Source organism: Intrasporangium sp. (genome assembly GCF_032907665.1).
In the GTDB taxonomy this organism is placed as follows: Bacteria; Actinomycetota; Actinomycetes; order Actinomycetales; family Dermatophilaceae; genus Intrasporangium.
Genome location: NZ_JAJJPG010000073.1, coordinates 1 through 16,558, shown reverse-complemented (window position 1 = coordinate 16,558; position 16,558 = coordinate 1). Strand labels below are relative to the sequence as shown.

Sequence of the window (16,558 nt, the reverse complement as noted above, 5' to 3'; positions counted from 1 at the left end):
CGACACCCACCCATGGATCCATCGCTGGCCCAACGCGGGACCCATCGCGGCCACCGATGACGTCGTCGCGCCGTGGCACGATGACCGTCATGACCGAACGCCTGCTCCTCCTCGACACGGCCTCCCTCTACTTCCGGGCCTTCTTCGGTGTGCCCGAGGTCATCGGGCCCAGCGGAGTCCCGACCAATGCGGTCCGCGGGCTGCTCGACATGATCGCCTCGCTCGCCGAGAGGTCGCGCCCCTCGCACCTCGCCGCGTGCTGGGACAACGACTGGCGTCCTGCCTTCCGCGTCGCGGCGATCCCGACGTACAAGTCCCACCGCGTTGCTGCCCCCACCGGGAACGCCGCCGACGCAGACGCCCAGGGCGCCCCCGGGGAAGCTGTCGCCGGACCGTCCGCCGGGCCTGCCGAGGAGGAGGTGCCCGACGCGCTGGCGGTCCAGGTTCCCATCATCATCGATGCCCTCGCCGCGCTCGGTGTCGCCCGGGTCGGCGTCGACGGGCACGAGGCCGACGACGTCATCGGCACCCTCGCCACCCTGCATCGTGGCCAGCGACCCATCGACATCGTCACCGGCGACCGGGATCTCTTCCAGCTCGTCGACGACGCCCACGAGATCCGGGTCGTCTACACGGCGCGTGGCGGCGTGCGCAACCCGGACCTCGTCGACGAGGCCTTCCTCCTCGAGAAGTACGGCATCCCGACGGGTGCGGCCTACGCCGACATGGCCGTCCTGCGGGGCGACACGAGCGACGGCCTGCCCGGCGTGGCCGGCATCGGCGAGAAGACAGCCGCCAAGCTCATCACGACCTACGGTTCCCTCGAAGCGCTGCGGGCCGCGATCGCCGCGGGCGACCCTGCGATCAAGGGAGCCCAACGGGCTCGACTCGAGGCCGGCGCCGACTACCTCGACGCTGCACCCCGGGTGGTCGAGGTGGTCCGCGACGCACCGGTCGGCGAGATCGACCTCCACGTGCCGACCCAGGTCGCCGACCCGGCACTCATGTCCCGTCTCGCGGTCGACCACGGCCTGACCAATTCCTTCGACCGCGTCGTGCGCGCCCTCGGTATCGGCTAGCCACCCACGGAAGGTCAGGTATGCCGCTGAGCCGGCTCAGCGGCATACGACACCATCGCGCGGCGGCTCAGTCCAGCCGGTCGGCCGCGACGACCCCCCGCAGGACGGCGTCGCCGGCCTTCCGCGCGACGCGCTGCAGGTCGCGATCACCGGCATCGGTGAGCTGGTCGAGCAGGTCGATCACCTGCTTGCACCGGCGCACGAAGTCACCGGCCGCGAGCTCGGTGCCCCGGAGCACCTCCTCCAGGGGACGGCCGCTCGCCCAACGGTGCACCGGCCAGGCGATCCCCGGATCCGGCGCCCCTGTTGTGGGGAGGGCCAGCGCCCCCTCCGCGTCCTCGAGATCGGACCAGAGGGAGAGCATCCGGTCGTGAGCCTCCCGGACGTCGTCGTTGGGCCACCGGGGCGCCAGGCCCGTGTCCTCACGTCGCGGCTCGTGGATGAGCATCGAGACGACCGCGGCAAGTGACGGCGGGTCAAGTCCGCGCCACACCCCTTCGCGCAGGCACTCGGCCGCGAGCAGGTCCTTCTCGGTGTAGAGCCGGCGTAGCCGGTCCCCGTGCTCGGTGACCCGCTCTCCCCCGTCGGCGAGGTAGCCCATGTCGATGAGCAGCTCACAGATCCGGTCGAAGGTCCTGGCCACCGAGTTGGTCCGTCCCTCGACCTTCCGCTGCAACCCGTCGGTCTCACGGCGCAGGCGCCACCACCGCTCCGCCCAGCGCGCGTGGTCCTCGCGCTCGGGGCACTGGTGGCACGGGTGCGCCCGCAGCCGGCGACGGAGCTCGTCGAGACGGGCGTTGGCGGCTTCCTCCTCGACGACGACGGCGCGTCGGCGGGGCGGGTCGTGCGGCACGGTCGCCCGCAGCGTCGCCGCGAGGTCGCGCCGGGCCTTGGGGCTCTTGGCGTTGAAGTGCTTCGGCACCCGCATCGTGCCCAGGGCCTCGACCGGCGCGGGGACGTCGTGAAGCGTGAGGCGCCGGAGATGATGGTCCTCGGTGACGACCGCCGGTGACGGGGTCTCCCCCCGACCGCCGCCCCGGTTGGGCAGCACGACGACGGCCAGACCGCTGTGGCGGCCACTCGGGATGCGAATGATGTCGCCGATCCGGAGGTTCTCGAGCGACACCGCGGCCGCGGCTCGCAGTGAGGCAGAGCGGGCCCTGGCCCCTTCCTTCTCGATGGTGCGGATCTCGTTGCGGAGCGCGGCGTACTCCGAGAAGTCACCGAGGTGACAGGTCATCGACTCGGCGTAGCCCGCGAGGGCCTCCTCGTTGCGACGCACGGTGCGCACGAAGCCGACGACGGCCCGGTCGGCCTGGAACTGGGCGAAGGAGGTCTCGAGGATCTCGCGCGCGGTCTCCCGCCCGAACTGCCGGACGAGGTTGACGGCCATGTTGTAGGTCGGGCGGAAGCTGGAGCGGAGCGGGTAGGTCCGGGTCGAGGCGAGACCGGCCACGCTCTCCGGGTCGAGACCGCGGTTCCAGAGGACGACTGCGTGTCCTTCGATGTCGATGCCCCGACGGCCGGCGCGACCGGTCAGCTGGGTGTACTCGGCCGGGGTGACGTCGACATGGCTCTCGCCGTTGAACTTGACGAGCTTCTCGAGGACGACGGTGCGGGCGGGCATGTTGATCCCGAGCGCCAGGGTCTCGGTCGCGAAGACGGCACGGACCCGGCCGTGCGTGAACAGCTCCTCCACGATCTCGCGAAAGGTCGGGAGCATCCCCGCGTGGTGGGCGGCGAAGCCCCGGGAGATGCCGTCGACGAAGTCCCAGTAGCCGAGCACCGCGAGGTCCTCCTCGGCGAGACCCTGGACCCGCTCCTCGACGAGCCGTCGGTTGGCGCCTCCCTCGGCTTCGGTGACCAGACGCATGCCACTGGCGAGCAGCTGGCCCACCGCCGCGTCGCACCCGGCCCGGCTGAAGATGAACGTGATGGCCGGGAGCAGGCCCTCCCGGTCCAGGCGCTCGATGACCTCGGCGCGGGTGGCTCCGCCCCCTGGCCGGCCACCCCGGGCGAAGCCACGCGCCGGGTCGCCGGTCCCGGCGCTGCGGGACTCGCCTCCGCGCCGTCCCCGACCGCCCCAGTCATCCCCCCGACCGCCCCGCCCGTTGCGTCGACCCCTCGATCGTCCCCGGCCGCCCGCCGACCAGTGTGAGTCCCAGGCCCCGCGGCCTTCCGTCCCGCGAATGGCGTGCAGGAGGTCGGGGTTGACGCTCAGCTCGCGACGGGCCGCCGGCGCGCCGCGCCGCTCCACGGTCTCCTCGACGAAGAGGTCGAAGAGCGTCTGGCCCACCATCATGTGCTGCCAGAGCGGCACGGGACGATGCTCCGAGACGATGACGGCCGTGTCACCCCGCACCTCGTCGAGCCAGGCTCCGAACTCCTCGGCGTTCGAGACCGTGGCGGACAGGGACACCACGCTGACATCGGGTGGGAGGTGGATGATGACCTCCTCCCACACCGCGCCGCGGAAGCGGTCGGCGAGGTAGTGGACCTCGTCCATGATGACCCAGCCGAGACCGCTGAGGGTGCTGGAGCCGGCATACATCATGTTGCGCAGCACCTCGGTGGTCATGACGACGATCGGCGCCTCCCCGTTGATCGAGGCGTCCCCGGTGAGCAGGCCCACCCGATCGACGCCGTGACGTCGCACGAGGTCGGCGTACTTCTGGTTCGACAGCGCCTTGATCGGCGTCGTGTAGAAGGCCTTGCGACCGGTCTTCAGGGCCAGGTGCACCGCGAACTCGCCGACCACGGTCTTGCCCGCTCCGGTGGGCGCAGCGACGAGGACCCCGCGCCCGTCCTCGACCGCCCGGCACGCCTCGACCTGGAAGTCGTCCATCGGGAAGTCGAGCTCCGCCGCGAACTCGCGCAGTGCGGGCCCGTCCCGTTCCCCTGCCTCGTTCATCGCTGCGCGTCTCCCCGCGGGGCGAGCACCCTCAGGGCGTGCGGCACGATCTCGATGTCGAGGGGCAGCTCGGTGAACGGCTCCCCGTCGGCCTGGGAGCAGATGTGGTCGGCCTCGAGCCGGACCCGGGCCGCGCGCTGGATCTCGACCGCTGGGTGGGTGACATGTGCCCCGGAGTACACCGTGGGAAACACGCGGAGGAAGCGGGGCACCGAGATGGCGCGGACGATGAGGACGTCGAAGAGTCCGTCGCAGGGATCCGCATCCGGGCAGACGCGCATGCCGCCCCCGAACGACGAGGTGTTGGCCACCGCCACGAGCATGGCGCTCGTCTCGACGCGGCGCCCGTCGAGCACGACGACGTAGGGGATCGGCTTGAAGACCGGCAGCTCGCGGAGCACCGCGAGGTTGTAGCGCATCTGGCCCTTCGGCCACCGCATCCGGCCGGCCCGGGCGGTCACGACGGCATCGAAGCCGGCGCCGAGGACGCCCCCGAACCACTTCGGCTCACCGCTCGGCCCGGTGGCACGGCCCGCGTCGATGGTGCGAACGAGCCCGCCGGTGATGACGTCCACGGCACCGGCGGCATCACGGACGGGCAGCCCGAGGTTGCGGGCGAAGTCGTTGCCGGTTCCGGCCGCGACGACGCCGAGCGGGGTGGTGGTGCCGGCCACGAGGTTCACCCCGAGGTGGACCAGACCGTCGCCGCCGACCACGACGAGAGCGTCGACGCCCTCCCGGACCGCTTCGGCCCCGCATCGGCTCGCCTCGGCCAAGGTGAGCCCGGACGCGTCCACCACCTCGCGACCGCTCGCGAGCAGGAGGCGGCGGGTCTCCGCGCCGAGCACCCGGCCGGCTCCCCTGCCGGACATGGGGTTGACGATGAGGGCGACGCGCTCGGACACACCCGAACGCTACAGGGCGGATGCCTGGTCGTCGGGCACGTCCAACCAGTCGGGGAGGTTCTCCCTGCGCTTCCGGTCGAAGAGGAACGCGATGCCGACCGACCCGAAGTAGAGCACGATCATCGGCGAGGCCATGAAGAGCATGGTGAAGGCGTCCGGGGTGGGCGTCATGACGGCAGCGAAGACGAAGATCAGCATGACGGCCGGTCGCCACGCCTTGAGCATGGCGCGACCCGAGAGCAGGCCGACGATGTTGAAGCTGACCAGGAAGACGGGCAGGAGGAAGGCACACCCGAAGGCGATGATGAACTTCAGCACGAAGGACAGGTAGAGCGAGGCGTCCTGGATGTTGAAGGCGCCGACTGGGGTGAAGTCGAGCAGGACCGCCACGGCCTTCGGCACCATGAAGAAGGCCGCCGCGCAGCCGGCGACGAAGAGCGGCACCGCTGCGACGACGAAGAGCCTGGTGACCCGCTTCTCCTTCTTGGTCAGGCCGGGGACCACGAAGCCCCAGACCTGCATCAGCCACACGGGCGAGGCGAGGATGAGCCCGACGAAGAGCGCGACGGTCAGCTTGATCGCGAACGCGTCGGTCATCGTCCCGAAGTTGATGTTGACCAGTCCGGTGTCACCGCGCTGCGCGGCGACGTCCTTGAGAGGCTGGATGAGCCGGTTGATGATCGGGTCGTAGTAGATCCAGCCGACGACGGCTCCGGCGATGATCGCCAGCCCTGACACCATGATGCGGTTGCGGAGCTCGCGCAGGTGATCGGCGAGCGACATCCGCCCCTCGGGATTGCGTTTGCGCAACAGCGACGGCATCGGTGGCTTCGGTCTCAGTTCGCTCGGGCTCGAGATCAGATGGGGGCTCAGAGGCTGGGGTCGCTGCGGAACCGGTCGGCGTCGGCCCGGGCCTGTGCCGCGCGGGCCTCGGCCTCCTTGGCGCGGGCCTCCGCGGCCCTGGCCTCGGCCTCGGCCTCGGCGGCGCGACGTGTCGGCTCGTCGTCCGCGACGCTGCCGGGCACCGTAGTCGCGGCGGCCTCGCTCTGTGCCGCGCCGTCCTTCTTCATCTCGTCGACCTCGGACTTGAAGACGCGGGCCGAGCGACCCAGGCTGCGCGCCATGTCGGGAAGCCTCTTCCAGCCGAACAACGCGATGAGGATGATGGCGATGATGATGAGCTCTGGCGCACCCAGGTTGGGCATGTGTCGTCTCCTCAGACGTCAGGACCCGCATTCATGGGGCCGTTCGCTGCAGCATGGATGCTGCAGGTCACCAGCATACGTGGGTGGCGTGAACAACGAGGGTCGCCTCGTCGCGAGGGGCCCGTGAGGGAGGCTGCTCAGCCCGCGTCGTCATAGGCCGCGAGGGCGGCACGGGCCTCCTCGGCGACGGCCTCGGCGATCTCCGGCGGTGACACCACGCGTGCGTCCCCGCCGAGCCGGAGGACGAGCCGACGGACGAGGGCCGGGTCGGCCACCCTCATCGTGACCTGCAGCGACCCGTCCTGACTGCGCACGACGCCTTCGTTGGGGTAGTAGTCGGCGATCCACGCCGCCCGCGGACTCGCCTCGAGGACCACGGTGAGGTCGCTCTCGCTCGGGACGAAGATCTCGTCGCTGAGGTCGCGAGGAGTCGCCTCGCGCGGCGGCGCGCCGTCGACGTCGAGGACGGTCGCCGCCTCGATCCGGTCGACGCGAAAGAACCGGACTGCCTGCGCCCGATGGCACCATCCCTCGAGGTACCACTGACCGTCGAGGTTGACGATGCGCATGATGTCGACGTCGCGCTCCGTCGTCTCGTCGCGCGTCGCCACGTAGTACGTCAGGTGGACCCGTCGGCGGGTGGCCACGGCCTCCTTGAGCTGGGTCATCACGGCATGCTGGCTGCCATCGTCGAGGTCGAGCGCGATCTGTCCTCCCCCGGGATCGGCGGCCGTCGTCGCCCTACGCAGCTTGGCCAGGGTCCGCTCGGCGATCTCGGAGTTCACGAGGATCGAGCTGAGCGCCTGGAGGCCCGCCGTGAGGGTGACGGCCTCGTCCCGGGTGAGGCGCATCGGCGCGGCGATGTCGTCGGCGTTGGCGAGGTAGATGTGGCCGTCGTCCCACTGGGCGTCGATGAGCTCTGCGTGGGTGTAGCCCGGGGTGCCGCAGAGGAAGAGCAGCTCGAGGTCGGACTCGACCTGTGCCGGGGTGACCCCGAACTCCAGGGCGGCCTCCTCGATGCTCACGCCCTGGTGGCGCAGCAGCCACGGGACCATGGCGAGCAGTCGGCCGAGCCGTTGGGTGGCGGTCTCGGGCGCGGTGCGGGCACTGCCCGGCGGGGCCACTCCCTTGTCACCCCTACGGCTGTCGCTCAGGCGCTTGTCACTCATCGGCGGAACCTCGCGAGTCGACGTCCGCTCTCACGCCGTGGCCGCCGTGGGCCGCGATGGTGCGGGCCAGGGCGGTGCGCACGCCCTCGACGAGCTCGGGTGGCGATACGGCGACGGCATGGCGGCCGAGGGCGGCGACGTCACGCTCGGTCCGCCCACGTTCGTAGGGCAGCTCCACCTCGCCCCACTCGTGGTCGATGTCCCGGGTCGTGCCGGCCGCCTGCCGCAGGGCATGGCCCCGCCCATGGCGCAGGCGGACCACGGCTGTGCCCTCGGGCTCCGCAGCCTGCGCGGCGAGCGACACCTCGGGGACGTGGTCGGCCGGGACCTCGTAGGACCCCGCCCGTCCCTTCCTGCGGACCGGTCCCACGACCCGGCCGAGACGGAACGCCCGCTCGGCACCCCGGTCGACATCATGGCCCGTGAGGTACCACCGGCCGTGCCAGTGCTTGAGTGCCCAGGGACGCACGTGACGGGTGCTCACCGACCCGTCGTTCTTGCGGTAGTCGAAGATGATCGGCTGCCGAGCGAGGACGGCGGCATGGACCGGGTCGAAGGCGGACTCGGTCGTCCGGATGCGCGGCTCGACCCCGGCCGCGAGCGACTCGTCGATCTCCACCCCCGCCAGCCGGAGCTTGCGCAGGGCCGCAGTGGCGGTGCCGGAGATGCTGGCCGTGGACCACGCCCGGGCCGCGAGGGCGAGCGCCGCCACCTCGTCCGGCTCGAAGCTGATCTCCGGCAGCGACGTCTCGCTCGAGTCGATCCGGTAGCCCACCTCGTCGTCGAAGAGGACATCGACGACGGTCGTCGTGATGGGAATGCCCATCTCTCGCAGCTCGTCCTTGTCGCGCTCGAACATCCGGTCGAAGGCCTCGTCGGACGGTGCCTCCGCGTAGGCGGGCAGCGACGAGCGCAGCTTGTCCTTGGGGATCGGGCGCCGCGCCGACTTCAGGGCGAGGATGAGGTTGAGCAGCCGCTCCGTCTTCTCCGCCGACGCCGACGATGCGCTCATGTCCACCTGCCTCTGGTCCGGGTCGCCCCGAGCGGGCGCAGTCAGACGCTACCCGACTACCGGCGCGGCGCGGGGCACGTGACGTCGGTAGGGTCGGCACCATGATCCAATGGCGGTCGGCAGTCATCACCGAGGTGCACTCACGCTGGGCCGGGGCGGTGGAGTATGCCGCTGAGCTGGCTTCCGGCGAGACCATCCGAGCGCTCGGCTACGTCGACATCGTCGGGGACCTCCCCGTCGGCGTGCGCGTGCTGCTCAACACGACCGCCCTGGAGCGCGGCCTGGGGACGGGCGGGTTCGCCATTGTCGTCGCAGCGCCGGACCACCTGCCCGAGCCCGTGGACGTCACGGACCTCACCGGCCACCTCGTCAAGGCCCGCTACACACCGGGGCAGACGATGGTGCTCGGCGTCGACGAGCAGGACAGCCCCGAGCACGCACGGCTGCGCGATGCGGACGACCTCGGTGGCATGCCCGTCATCGTCGCCGACCTCCACTCGGCCCTGCCGGCGATCATCGCGGGTCTGCGCGAGGCCGTGCCCGGCGCCAGAGTCGCGTACGTCATGACCGACGGTGGCGCGCTGCCCATGGACTTCTCGCGAACGGTGGCCGGCCTGCGAGACGCAGGGTGGCTCGAGGCCTCGATCAGCGTCGGCCAGGCCTACGGCGGCGATCTCGAGGCCGTCAACGTGCACACGGGGCTGCTGGCCGCACACCTCGTCGTCGGTGCCGACGTCGCCGTCGTCGCGCAGGGGCCGGGGAATCTCGGAACCGGCACGCGGTGGGGGTTCTCCGGCACCTCTGCAGGCGAGGCCGTCAATGCGGCTGGCGTGCTCGGAGGCCACCCGATCGCCTCGTTGCGGGTCTCCGAGGCGGACCGGCGACCGCGCCACCGGGGTCTGTCGCACCACAGCGCCACGGCGTACGGCCGGGTCGCCCTCGTTCCGGCTGACGTGCCGGTCCCCCGCCTCACCGAGGACCTGGCCACCTATGTCCACAGCCAGGCACGGGCTCTCTGCGACTCGACCGGGGGGCGGCTGAAGCTCGTCGAGGTCGACTGCGAGGGACTGGACGAGGCGCTCCGGGCCACGCCGGTCCCGCTCTCGACGATGGGGCGCGGCTTCGAGGACGACCGCCTGTCGTTCATCGCTGCAGCGGTCGCGGGCCGCCACGCCGCATCCCTCGTCCCGAACCGCTGACGGCGAGCCACGTCGGTCCGCCCCGCCACCTTCCGCCGGGCTGACCTGGCCCGGCGGGTGCGCCCGAGCCTGCCACGCACCCGGCTGACCTGTCGCCGGCCCTCAGCCCAGCGGCATACGGCTCGGTCGTGGTCAGCGCACGTCGTCGAGGTCGACCACGAAGATGAGCGTCTCCCCCGGTCCGATCGCCCCACCGGCGCCGCGGTCACCGTAGGCGAGGTGCGCCGGGATGGTGAGCTTGCGCCGGCCCCCGACCTTCATCCCCTGGATGCCCTTGTCCCACCCCGGGATGACCATGCCGACGCCGAGCCGGAAGTCGAGCGGCGCGCCGCGGTTCCACGACGAGTCGAACTCCTCCCCCGTGGAGTGCGCGACGCCGACATAGTGCGCCCGCACTGTGTCTCCGGCCTTCGCCTCGCGGCCGTCGCCCTCGATGAGGTCCTCGATCACGAGATCAGCCGGGGCATCACCCTCGGGGAAGTCGATCTCCGGCTTGGTGCGGTCTGGGTCGAGTGGCATGGTCGTTCCCTTCGTCGGAGCGTGCCGGACAGCACGCCCCCAGTCTGTCAGGAGCACGGACCGCGCCTGTTTCGCGGCCTCGGGTGCTCGGGCCTCGAACGGGGCTTCCGTGTGCCTCAGTAGGCGTCGAGGATGTCCACGACGAAGACGAGGGTGTCCGTCCCCGTGATGCCGCCGTTGGGGTTGCCCTGCTCGCCGTAGCCGTCCTTCGGCGGGATGACGATCAGCACCCGGCTGCCCACCTTCTTGCCGACGAGCACCTTGTCCCACCCGGGAATGACCTGGCCGGCACCGATGAGGAAGTCGGCCGGCGTGCCACGGTTCCAGGACGAGTCGAAGACCGAGCCGTCCTTCCAGAGGGCGCCGTGGTAGTGCGCGGTGATGAACTGGTTTGCCTCGACGACGGGCCCGTCTCCCTCGATGAGTGTCGCCTGCTGCGTCTCCGCCGGAGCTGCGCCCTGGGGGATGGTCAGCTTCGGGGCCTTGGCGTTGCCGTCGGGGAACTCCACTGTCGGCAGGCCCTTGGGGCTCGCCGCACCCTTGCCCTCGAGGACCGTGAGCCCGCGGTGCACGTCAGACACGTCAGCGATGACGACCAGGGTGTCCGTCGCCGTCACGCCGAGCTGCGCGTTGCCACTGTCACCGAAGCCCTTGGCGGGCGGGATCGTGAAGGCGACCCGTGAGCCCTTCTGGGCCCCCACGAGGCCCTCGGTGAAGCCCGGGATGAGGTCGGCGCGACCGAGTCGGTAGCCCTCGTCGCGGCGGTTCTTGCCGAAGCCGTCGTCGAGCAGCTTGCCCGACGTGCCGTGATAGATCTGGACCCGGACGCGGACCGTGTCCTGCTTGGTGGCCGCGGGCCCCGTCCCCGGGGTGAGGACCTTGCGCTGGACGGTCGTCGTCGAGATCGGCGTGGGCCCGAGCTCGACCTTCGGAGCGGTCTTGAAGTCCACGGGACCGGTCGCGGTCACCCCCGCCAGCGCCTTGACGTCGGCGGCCGGGTCGGGGGCCGCCGTGGACGACCCCGTGGATGACGCTGCGGTGCCCGTGCCATCCGTTCCCGTCGAGCCGGGCTCGGCGGGCGAGGTCTGGCCGCAGGCGGAGAGGACGGACAGGCCGAGGACGGCGACGGCGGCCGTCGCGGCTGATCGAATTCGCACAGGAACGCTTTCGGGTCGTTGGGCTGGTGCAGCGGGTGCCCCGACAGGGCAGCCTGGTCACTGTAACCCCAGTTCTTGTGACTGCCACTCGGGAAGCCCGCGAGCGTGCCGATAGGGGCTCAGCGGAGCTGAGAAGGGCTGACAACACACCAGGCGTGCCCGAGGGGCTCAGAGCGACCGCGGCACCGCCGGCGACCGCGAGATCGTCTCCATGAGGCGCTCCACCCGCTCGTCGACGGCCCGGAAGGGGTCCTTGCACAGCACGGTGCGCTGCGCCTGGTCGTTGAGCTTGAGGTGTACCCAGTCGACCGTGAAGTCACGACCATGGGCCTGGGCGGCACGGATGAAGTCCCCACGCAGCTTGGCCCTCGTCGTCTGGGGCGGTCGGACCTTCGCCTCGAACACCTCGACGTCGGAGGCCACCCGGGCGGCTTGGCCGCGCCTCTGCAGCAGGTAGAACAGGCCCCGGGACCGGTTGATGTCGTGGTAGGCCAGGTCGAGCTGGAGCACCCTCGGGTCGGCGAGGCCAAGGCCGTGCCGGGCCCGGTATCGCTCGATGAGGCGGAGCTTGATGACCCAGTCGATCTCGGTGCCGATGGCGTCGAGGTCCCCCGAACCGATCGCGTCGAGGGCGCGGCCCCAGAGATCGAGGACCTGCTTGGTGTCCGGTGACTCCATGCCTTCACGGTCGACGAAGTCCGAGGCCTTCTCGAAGAACTCCCGCTGCATGTCGAGCGCCGAGAGCTCGCGGCCGTTGGCGAGGCGCACGGTCGCGCGTCCCGTCGGGTCGTGGCTCATCGTCCGGATGGCCCGGATCGGGTTCTCCAACGTGAGGTCCCGCATGACGACACCGTGCTCGATGAGACGCAGCACGAGGTCCGCACTTCCGACCTTGAGCAGGCTCGTCGTCTCGGACATGTTCGAGTCGCCGACGATGACGTGGAGGCGGCGGTAGCGCTCGGCGTCCGCATGCGGCTCGTCCCTGGTGTTGATGATGGGGCGGGACCGGGTCGTGGCAGACGACACCCCCTCCCAGATGTGGTCGGCCCGCTGGCTCACGGAGAAGCTGGCGCCGTGCGCTGTGGCGACGACTTTCCCTGCACCAGAGGTGATCTGGCGGCTGATGAGAAACGGGATGAACATGTCCGACACCCGCTGGAAGTCGCCGGAGCGGCCGAAGAGGTAGTTCTCGTGGCAGCCGTACGAGTTCCCGGCCGAGTCGGTGTTGTTCTTGAAGACGAAGATCTCGCCCTCGACGCCGTCGTCGCGCAGCCGGGACTGGGCGTCCTCGACGAGGCCCTCGAGGATCCGCTCCCCCGCCTTGTCCTGGATGACGAGCTCGCGCACCGAGTCACACTCCGCGGTGGCGTACTCCGGGTGCGAGCCCACGTCGAGGTAGAGCCGCGCGCCGTTGCCGAGGAAGACGTTGCTCGAGCGACCCCACGCGACGACCCGGCGGAACAGGTAGCGCGCGACCTCGTCGGGCGTGAGCCGGCGCTGTCCCTGCGTCGTGCAGGTGACGCCGTACTCGTTCTCGATCCCGAAGATCCGCCGCTCCATGCACCAACTCTAAGCACCCCCGCTCTGCTGGGGGCGAACCTCGTGGACGGCGGCGCGGTGACCGTGCTCTGCTGGCGCCATGGCCTCGATCCTCGTCCTCGGTGGAACCAGCTGGCTCGGCGGCACCGTCGCGGCCCGCGCCGTCGCTCTCGGGCACGAGGTGACGTGCCTGGCCCGCGGGGAGTCGGGGACGGTGCCGGACGGCGCCCGTCTCGTGCGGGCCGACCGCGCCGACCCTGCCGCCTACGAGGCGCTGGCAGGGCCGGTGTCCTGGGACCTCGTCGTCGATGTCGCCCGACAGCCCGGCCACGTTCGGGGAGCGATCGCAGCCCTGGCGCACCGTGCCACGCACTGGGTGTTCGTCAGCTCCTGCTCCGTCTACGCACGCCACGACGAGCCCCGCGCCGACGAGTCGGCGACGCTCCTCCCGGCCCTGGGGGCCGACGAGGCCACCCCCGAGCAGTACGGCGAGGGCAAGGTCGCCTGCGAGAGCGCCGTCGCCGAGGGCCGCGCCGGTGCAGCGCTCATCGCGCGGAGTGGACTCATCGTCGGGCACGGCGACCCGACCGAGCGCTTCGGCTACTGGCCCGGGCGCTTCGCCCAGGCTGCCCGGGACGGCGGGGCGGTCCTCGTGCCGGACCACCCGAACCAGCAGGTCCAGTGGGTCGACGTCGGCGACCTCGCGGACTGGCTCGTCTCCGCGGGCCTGTCCGGCACCACCGGCACCTACAACGCCGTCGGTGCTCCCGTGCCGCTCGAGCACGTCCTCGACGCCGCGGCACGGGTTGCCGGCTTCCACGGCGAGGTCGTCCGGGCGGACGGCGAGACGCTGGACCGGATGGGCATCCAGGAGTTCATGGGGCCGCGGTCGCTGCCGTTGTGGCTTCGTGATCCCGAGTGGCAGGCGTTCATGGACCGCAGCGGCGCCGCTGCCACTCGGGCCGGGCTGGCCAGCCGGCCGCTGGAGACCACCATGTCGGACGCCCTGGCCTGGGAGGAGCAGCTCGGCACGGATCGCGCGCGGTCGAAGGCCGGTCTCGACCGCCACGACGAGCTCGACGTGATCGCGGCGATCTCAGCGGGCTCGGCGCAGCCGGTATCTGAGCGCTCGATATCCGATTGAGCCTGGACCACCCTGTCTCGATCGGGCCGAGCCTGTAACAATGGCCATCGCCCCCCTACCGACGAACTCCTCCACTCTCCCTTGGATGGCCATGATCGACAGACCCAATTTCAAGTTCTCCCGACGCGGATACGAGCCGGAGGAGGTCGATGCGTTCATCGAATCGCAGAACCGGACCCTCCAGGCTGCGAAGAAGGACGCCTCCGAGCGCAGCGTCGAGCTGACGAAGCTCAACGCCCAGCTCGCTGACCTCCGCGGCCAGCTCGGGCAGCAGACCCGTGCGATGGCCGACCTCAAGAAGGCCGCACCCTCCCAGGCGCAGACCTACACCGAGCTCGGCGAGCGGGTCGGCCAGATCCTCACGCTGGCCGACGCCGAGGCCGCCGAGATGCGCAACCGGGCCGCACAGGAGGCCGAGGCCATCCGCGAGCGGGCCAACAACGCCGCAGCCGAGCTCAAGGCGACGACCGGCGCCTACGCGGAGCAGGCCAAGGCCCGCGCGGAGGACGAGGCCCAGCGCATCGTCGCCCAGGCGAACCGCGAGGCGCAGGCGATCATCGCCGAGGCCCAGAGCGTCGCGTCGGCGCAGCGGCAGGAAGCCGCCGCCGAGTACGAGGCACACCGGGCCAAGGCCGCTGCCGCGACGGCAGAGCTCGAGACGACCCTCGCCACCCGCCGTGAGCAGGCCGACAAGGAGTTCGAGACCCGTCGTGAGGCGCTCGAGGCCACGTTGGCCGAGGCCGAGCGGCAGGCCCGGCAGCTGCGCGAGCGCTCGGAGCAGGACGCCGCCGAGCTGCGCAGCAGGGCCCAGGCCATCCTCAACGGCGCGCAGTCGCAGGCCGACCTCATCGTCTCCGAGGCCCGCGAGCACGCCGCGAGGGTGCGCGAGGAGTCCGAGCGCGAGCTCGCCGCCTCGACCGCGCAGCGGGACGCCATCACCTCACAGCTCGCCAACGTGCGGCAGATGCTCTCCACCCTCGGTGGGGGCACCATCCCCGACGCCCTACCCGCGCAGCAGGCACCCGAGTCCGCGCCGCAGCAGCAGGCACCGTCGAAGCCGCAGGGCCAGACCGCTCCTCAGGCGGTCGAGCCATCGGCTGCCGACACGACGATCGTCATGCAGGCGATTCCCCCGCAGGGTGAGAACGCCGACCCCGAGGCGGGTGGCGCAGACGCCAACGGTGCAGCCCCGAAGGAGTCCGTGGCCACCAACTGAACACCCCTTGGGGCGCATCCCCGGGCCACGCGCCGGCGCCGTCCGACCCAACGGTCGGACGGCGCCGGCGCGTGTGGTCCCTTGCGGAGGCGGCCACCGAGACGTGCGGTGACGACTGTGGTGAGCGGTGGGTCGTGCGGTGACGCTCAGGTGGGTTGCGTCGGGCCGTCGTCCCGGCCCTGACCGTCTCGGCGCGGCCCGGCATTGTCGTGCCCGGTCGGCGCAGCGGCATCGTCGCCGTCGGCACCTTCCGTCTCGCCGCTGAGCACCTCCGGATGGCCGGGATGCGCCTCGTCGAGGGGCGCGTCGGCCATCGGGACCTCACGGCTGAGCAGGCGCTCGAGCAGCGATCCGACGATGCGGCGGAACGTGCGGCGCGGGCGGTCCCGGTCGAGCACCGCGACCTCGAGCTGGTCCGCGTCGAGCTGTCGAGGCTCGGCGCCCTCGGACGACATCGCGAGGACGTCAACGGCCACCTTGAGGGCCTCGCCCAGACTGAGGCCCGGGCGCCACAGCTCTGCCAGCCTCACCTCGGCCTGCTCGCTCGCCCCGCCCATCACCACGAAGCCCCGCTCGTCGGCCACGGACCCGTCGTAGGTGAGCCGGAAGATCTGGTCGTCCTGGACGCTCGCGCCCACCTCGGCCACGACGATCTCGATCTCGAACGGCTTCGACTCCTGGGTGAAGACCGCCCCGAGGGTCTGGGCGTAGGTGTTGGCGAGGGCCCGCGCCGTGACATCCGTGCGGTCATAGGAGTAGCCGCGCAGGTCGGCGTAGCGGATCCCGGCCACGCGAAGCGACTCGAACTCGTTGTATCGACCGACCGCCGCGAACGCGATCCGGTCATAGATCTCGGAGACCTTGTGCAGGGCCCGGGAGGGGTTCTCGGCGACGAAGGCGATGCCCTTGTCGTAGGCGAGCACGACGACGGACCGGCCGCGAGCGATGCCCTTGCGGGCGAAGTCGGCGCGGTCCTTCATCACCTGCTCGGGAGGGACGTAGAAGGGCATCGTCATCGCGCACCTCCGGGGTTGCCGCGACGGGCCTCGACGACGCTGGCGACGTGGCCCTCGAGGACGTCTGCGGGGACGAAGCGCGCCCCGGTCCGGTCGACCACGGCCACCGTCGGCCAGATCTGCCGGCCGAGGTCCGGGCCGCCGGTCGCCGAGTCGTCGTCGGCAGCGTCGTAGAGCGCCTCGACCGCGACGGCGATCGCCTCGCGCTCGCCCAGCCCGGGGTGCCACAGCTTCTTCAGCGCGCCGCGGGCGAACACCGAGCCGGAACCGGACGAGTGGTGTCCACCCTCGAGGTAGCACCCTCCCGTGACGTCATAGGAGTAGATGCGGCCGACGCCCTCCTCGAGGTCGTAACCGGCGTACGTCGGCACCACCGCCAGCCCTTGCATGGCCAGGGCGAGGTTGCCGCGGATCATCGACGCAAGGCGGTTCGCCTTGCCCTCGAGGGACATGATCGCGCCCTCGATCTTCTCGTAGTGCTCGAGCT

The 16,558-nt window shown here is 71.2% G+C and carries 15 protein-coding genes; 4 read left to right on the top strand and 11 right to left on the bottom strand.

What is annotated here, in order from left to right; genetic code table 11:
• The first annotated feature begins 80 nt into the window (after positions 1 to 80).
• Positions 81 to 1,079 (top strand): 5'-3' exonuclease, encoded by a 999-nt coding sequence (locus LOY02_RS11875; RefSeq protein ID WP_317182572.1) that lies wholly within the window; start codon positions 81 to 83, stop codon positions 1,077 to 1,079.
• A 67-nt stretch (positions 1,080 to 1,146) separates the two neighbouring features.
• Here LOY02_RS11875 and LOY02_RS11870 read toward each other — a convergent pair whose 3' ends face one another.
• The 6 genes from LOY02_RS11870 to LOY02_RS11845 all read right to left on the bottom strand — a co-directional run bounded on the left by LOY02_RS11870 (position 1,147) and on the right by LOY02_RS11845 (position 8,281).
• Positions 1,147 to 3,990, bottom strand: a complete 2,844-nt coding sequence (locus LOY02_RS11870; RefSeq protein ID WP_317182571.1) for a DEAD/DEAH box helicase — start codon at positions 3,988 to 3,990, stop codon at positions 1,147 to 1,149.
• Positions 3,987 to 4,895, bottom strand: coding sequence for a diacylglycerol kinase (locus LOY02_RS11865; protein ID WP_317182570.1), 909 nt, complete (start codon positions 4,893 to 4,895; stop codon positions 3,987 to 3,989). The genes LOY02_RS11870 and LOY02_RS11865 overlap by 4 nt, the downstream gene beginning before the upstream one ends.
• A 9-nt stretch (positions 4,896 to 4,904) precedes the next feature.
• The gene (gene tatC, locus LOY02_RS11860) at positions 4,905 to 5,717 is read right to left on the bottom strand and encodes a twin-arginine translocase subunit TatC (RefSeq protein WP_317182569.1); all 813 of its coding nucleotides are present in this window, start codon (positions 5,715 to 5,717) and stop codon (positions 4,905 to 4,907) included.
• A gap of 47 nt (positions 5,718 to 5,764) precedes the next feature.
• Complete coding sequence (tatA, locus tag LOY02_RS11855) at positions 5,765 to 6,100, bottom strand: Sec-independent protein translocase subunit TatA (RefSeq protein WP_317182568.1); 336 nt, start codon at positions 6,098 to 6,100, stop codon at positions 5,765 to 5,767.
• A 137-nt stretch (positions 6,101 to 6,237) separates the two neighbouring features.
• Positions 6,238 to 7,269, bottom strand: a complete 1,032-nt coding sequence (locus LOY02_RS11850) for a WYL domain-containing protein (RefSeq protein ID WP_317182567.1) — start codon at positions 7,267 to 7,269, stop codon at positions 6,238 to 6,240.
• Complete coding sequence (locus LOY02_RS11845; protein ID WP_317182566.1) at positions 7,262 to 8,281, bottom strand: helix-turn-helix transcriptional regulator; 1,020 nt, start codon at positions 8,279 to 8,281, stop codon at positions 7,262 to 7,264. The genes LOY02_RS11850 and LOY02_RS11845 overlap by 8 nt, the downstream gene beginning before the upstream one ends.
• 101 nt (positions 8,282 to 8,382) lie before the next feature.
• Between LOY02_RS11845 and LOY02_RS11840 the strand changes: the two genes are divergently transcribed.
• On the top strand, positions 8,383 to 9,480 hold the full coding sequence (locus tag LOY02_RS11840) for a DUF3866 family protein (protein ID WP_317182565.1): 1,098 nt from the start codon (positions 8,383 to 8,385) through the stop codon (positions 9,478 to 9,480).
• Positions 9,481 to 9,612: 132 nt separating this feature from the next.
• Here LOY02_RS11840 and LOY02_RS11835 read toward each other — a convergent pair whose 3' ends face one another.
• The 3 genes from LOY02_RS11835 to pafA all read right to left on the bottom strand — a co-directional run bounded on the left by LOY02_RS11835 (position 9,613) and on the right by pafA (position 12,716).
• Complete coding sequence (locus LOY02_RS11835; protein ID WP_317182564.1) at positions 9,613 to 9,999, bottom strand: FKBP-type peptidyl-prolyl cis-trans isomerase; 387 nt, start codon at positions 9,997 to 9,999, stop codon at positions 9,613 to 9,615.
• Positions 10,000 to 10,115: 116 nt separating this feature from the next.
• Positions 10,116 to 11,156 carry an FKBP-type peptidyl-prolyl cis-trans isomerase gene (locus LOY02_RS11830; protein WP_317182563.1) on the bottom strand — a complete coding sequence of 347 codons (1,041 nt, stop codon included), beginning with the start codon at positions 11,154 to 11,156 and terminating at the stop codon, positions 10,116 to 10,118.
• A gap of 168 nt (positions 11,157 to 11,324) precedes the next feature.
• Positions 11,325 to 12,716, bottom strand: coding sequence for a Pup--protein ligase (pafA, locus tag LOY02_RS11825; RefSeq protein ID WP_317182562.1), 1,392 nt, complete (start codon positions 12,714 to 12,716; stop codon positions 11,325 to 11,327).
• A gap of 79 nt (positions 12,717 to 12,795) precedes the next feature.
• Between pafA and LOY02_RS11820 the strand changes: the two genes are divergently transcribed.
• Both LOY02_RS11820 and LOY02_RS11815 read left to right on the top strand, forming a co-directional pair.
• Positions 12,796 to 13,839: an NAD-dependent epimerase/dehydratase family protein gene (locus tag LOY02_RS11820; RefSeq protein ID WP_317182561.1), complete on the top strand. Its 1,044-nt coding sequence runs from the start codon at positions 12,796 to 12,798 to the stop codon at positions 13,837 to 13,839.
• Between the two features lie 85 nt (positions 13,840 to 13,924).
• Complete coding sequence (locus tag LOY02_RS11815) at positions 13,925 to 15,055, top strand: hypothetical protein (RefSeq protein WP_317182560.1); 1,131 nt, start codon at positions 13,925 to 13,927, stop codon at positions 15,053 to 15,055.
• A gap of 146 nt (positions 15,056 to 15,201) precedes the next feature.
• Here the strand turns inward: LOY02_RS11815 and prcA are convergent, their stop codons facing one another.
• Together prcA and prcB are read right to left on the bottom strand one after the other, a co-directional pair.
• Positions 15,202 to 16,071, bottom strand: a complete 870-nt coding sequence (gene prcA / locus LOY02_RS11810) for a proteasome subunit alpha (protein ID WP_317182559.1) — start codon at positions 16,069 to 16,071, stop codon at positions 15,202 to 15,204.
• The coding region (gene prcB / locus LOY02_RS11805) for a proteasome subunit beta (protein ID WP_317182558.1) at positions 16,068 to 16,558 on the bottom strand (491 nt) is incomplete at its 5' end. The genes prcA and prcB, both read right to left, overlap by 4 nt.

What these genes read in the sequence shown, in the direction of transcription:
- LOY02_RS11820 (WP_317182561.1), top strand. Translation starts at nt 12,796, where the DNA reads ATGGCCTCGATCCTCGTCCTCGGTGGAACCAGCTGGCTCGGCGGCACC.
- tatA (WP_317182568.1), bottom strand. Translation starts at nt 6,100, where the DNA reads ATGCCCAACCTGGGTGCGCCAGAGCTCATCATCATCGCCATCATCCTC.
- LOY02_RS11835 (WP_317182564.1), bottom strand. Translation starts at nt 9,999, where the DNA reads ATGCCACTCGACCCAGACCGCACCAAGCCGGAGATCGACTTCCCCGAG.
- LOY02_RS11870 (WP_317182571.1), bottom strand. Translation starts at nt 3,990, where the DNA reads ATGAACGAGGCAGGGGAACGGGACGGGCCCGCACTGCGCGAGTTCGCG.
- tatC (WP_317182569.1), bottom strand. Translation starts at nt 5,717, where the DNA reads ATGCCGTCGCTGTTGCGCAAACGCAATCCCGAGGGGCGGATGTCGCTC.
- LOY02_RS11845 (WP_317182566.1), bottom strand. Translation starts at nt 8,281, where the DNA reads ATGAGCGCATCGTCGGCGTCGGCGGAGAAGACGGAGCGGCTGCTCAAC.
- prcA (WP_317182559.1), bottom strand. Translation starts at nt 16,071, where the DNA reads ATGACGATGCCCTTCTACGTCCCTCCCGAGCAGGTGATGAAGGACCGC.
- LOY02_RS11840 (WP_317182565.1), top strand. Translation starts at nt 8,383, where the DNA reads ATGATCCAATGGCGGTCGGCAGTCATCACCGAGGTGCACTCACGCTGG.
- LOY02_RS11850 (WP_317182567.1), bottom strand. Translation starts at nt 7,269, where the DNA reads ATGAGTGACAAGCGCCTGAGCGACAGCCGTAGGGGTGACAAGGGAGTG.
- pafA (WP_317182562.1), bottom strand. Translation starts at nt 12,716, where the DNA reads ATGGAGCGGCGGATCTTCGGGATCGAGAACGAGTACGGCGTCACCTGC.
- LOY02_RS11815 (WP_317182560.1), top strand. Translation starts at nt 13,925, where the DNA reads ATGGCCATGATCGACAGACCCAATTTCAAGTTCTCCCGACGCGGATAC.
- LOY02_RS11875 (WP_317182572.1), top strand. Translation starts at nt 81, where the DNA reads ATGACCGTCATGACCGAACGCCTGCTCCTCCTCGACACGGCCTCCCTC.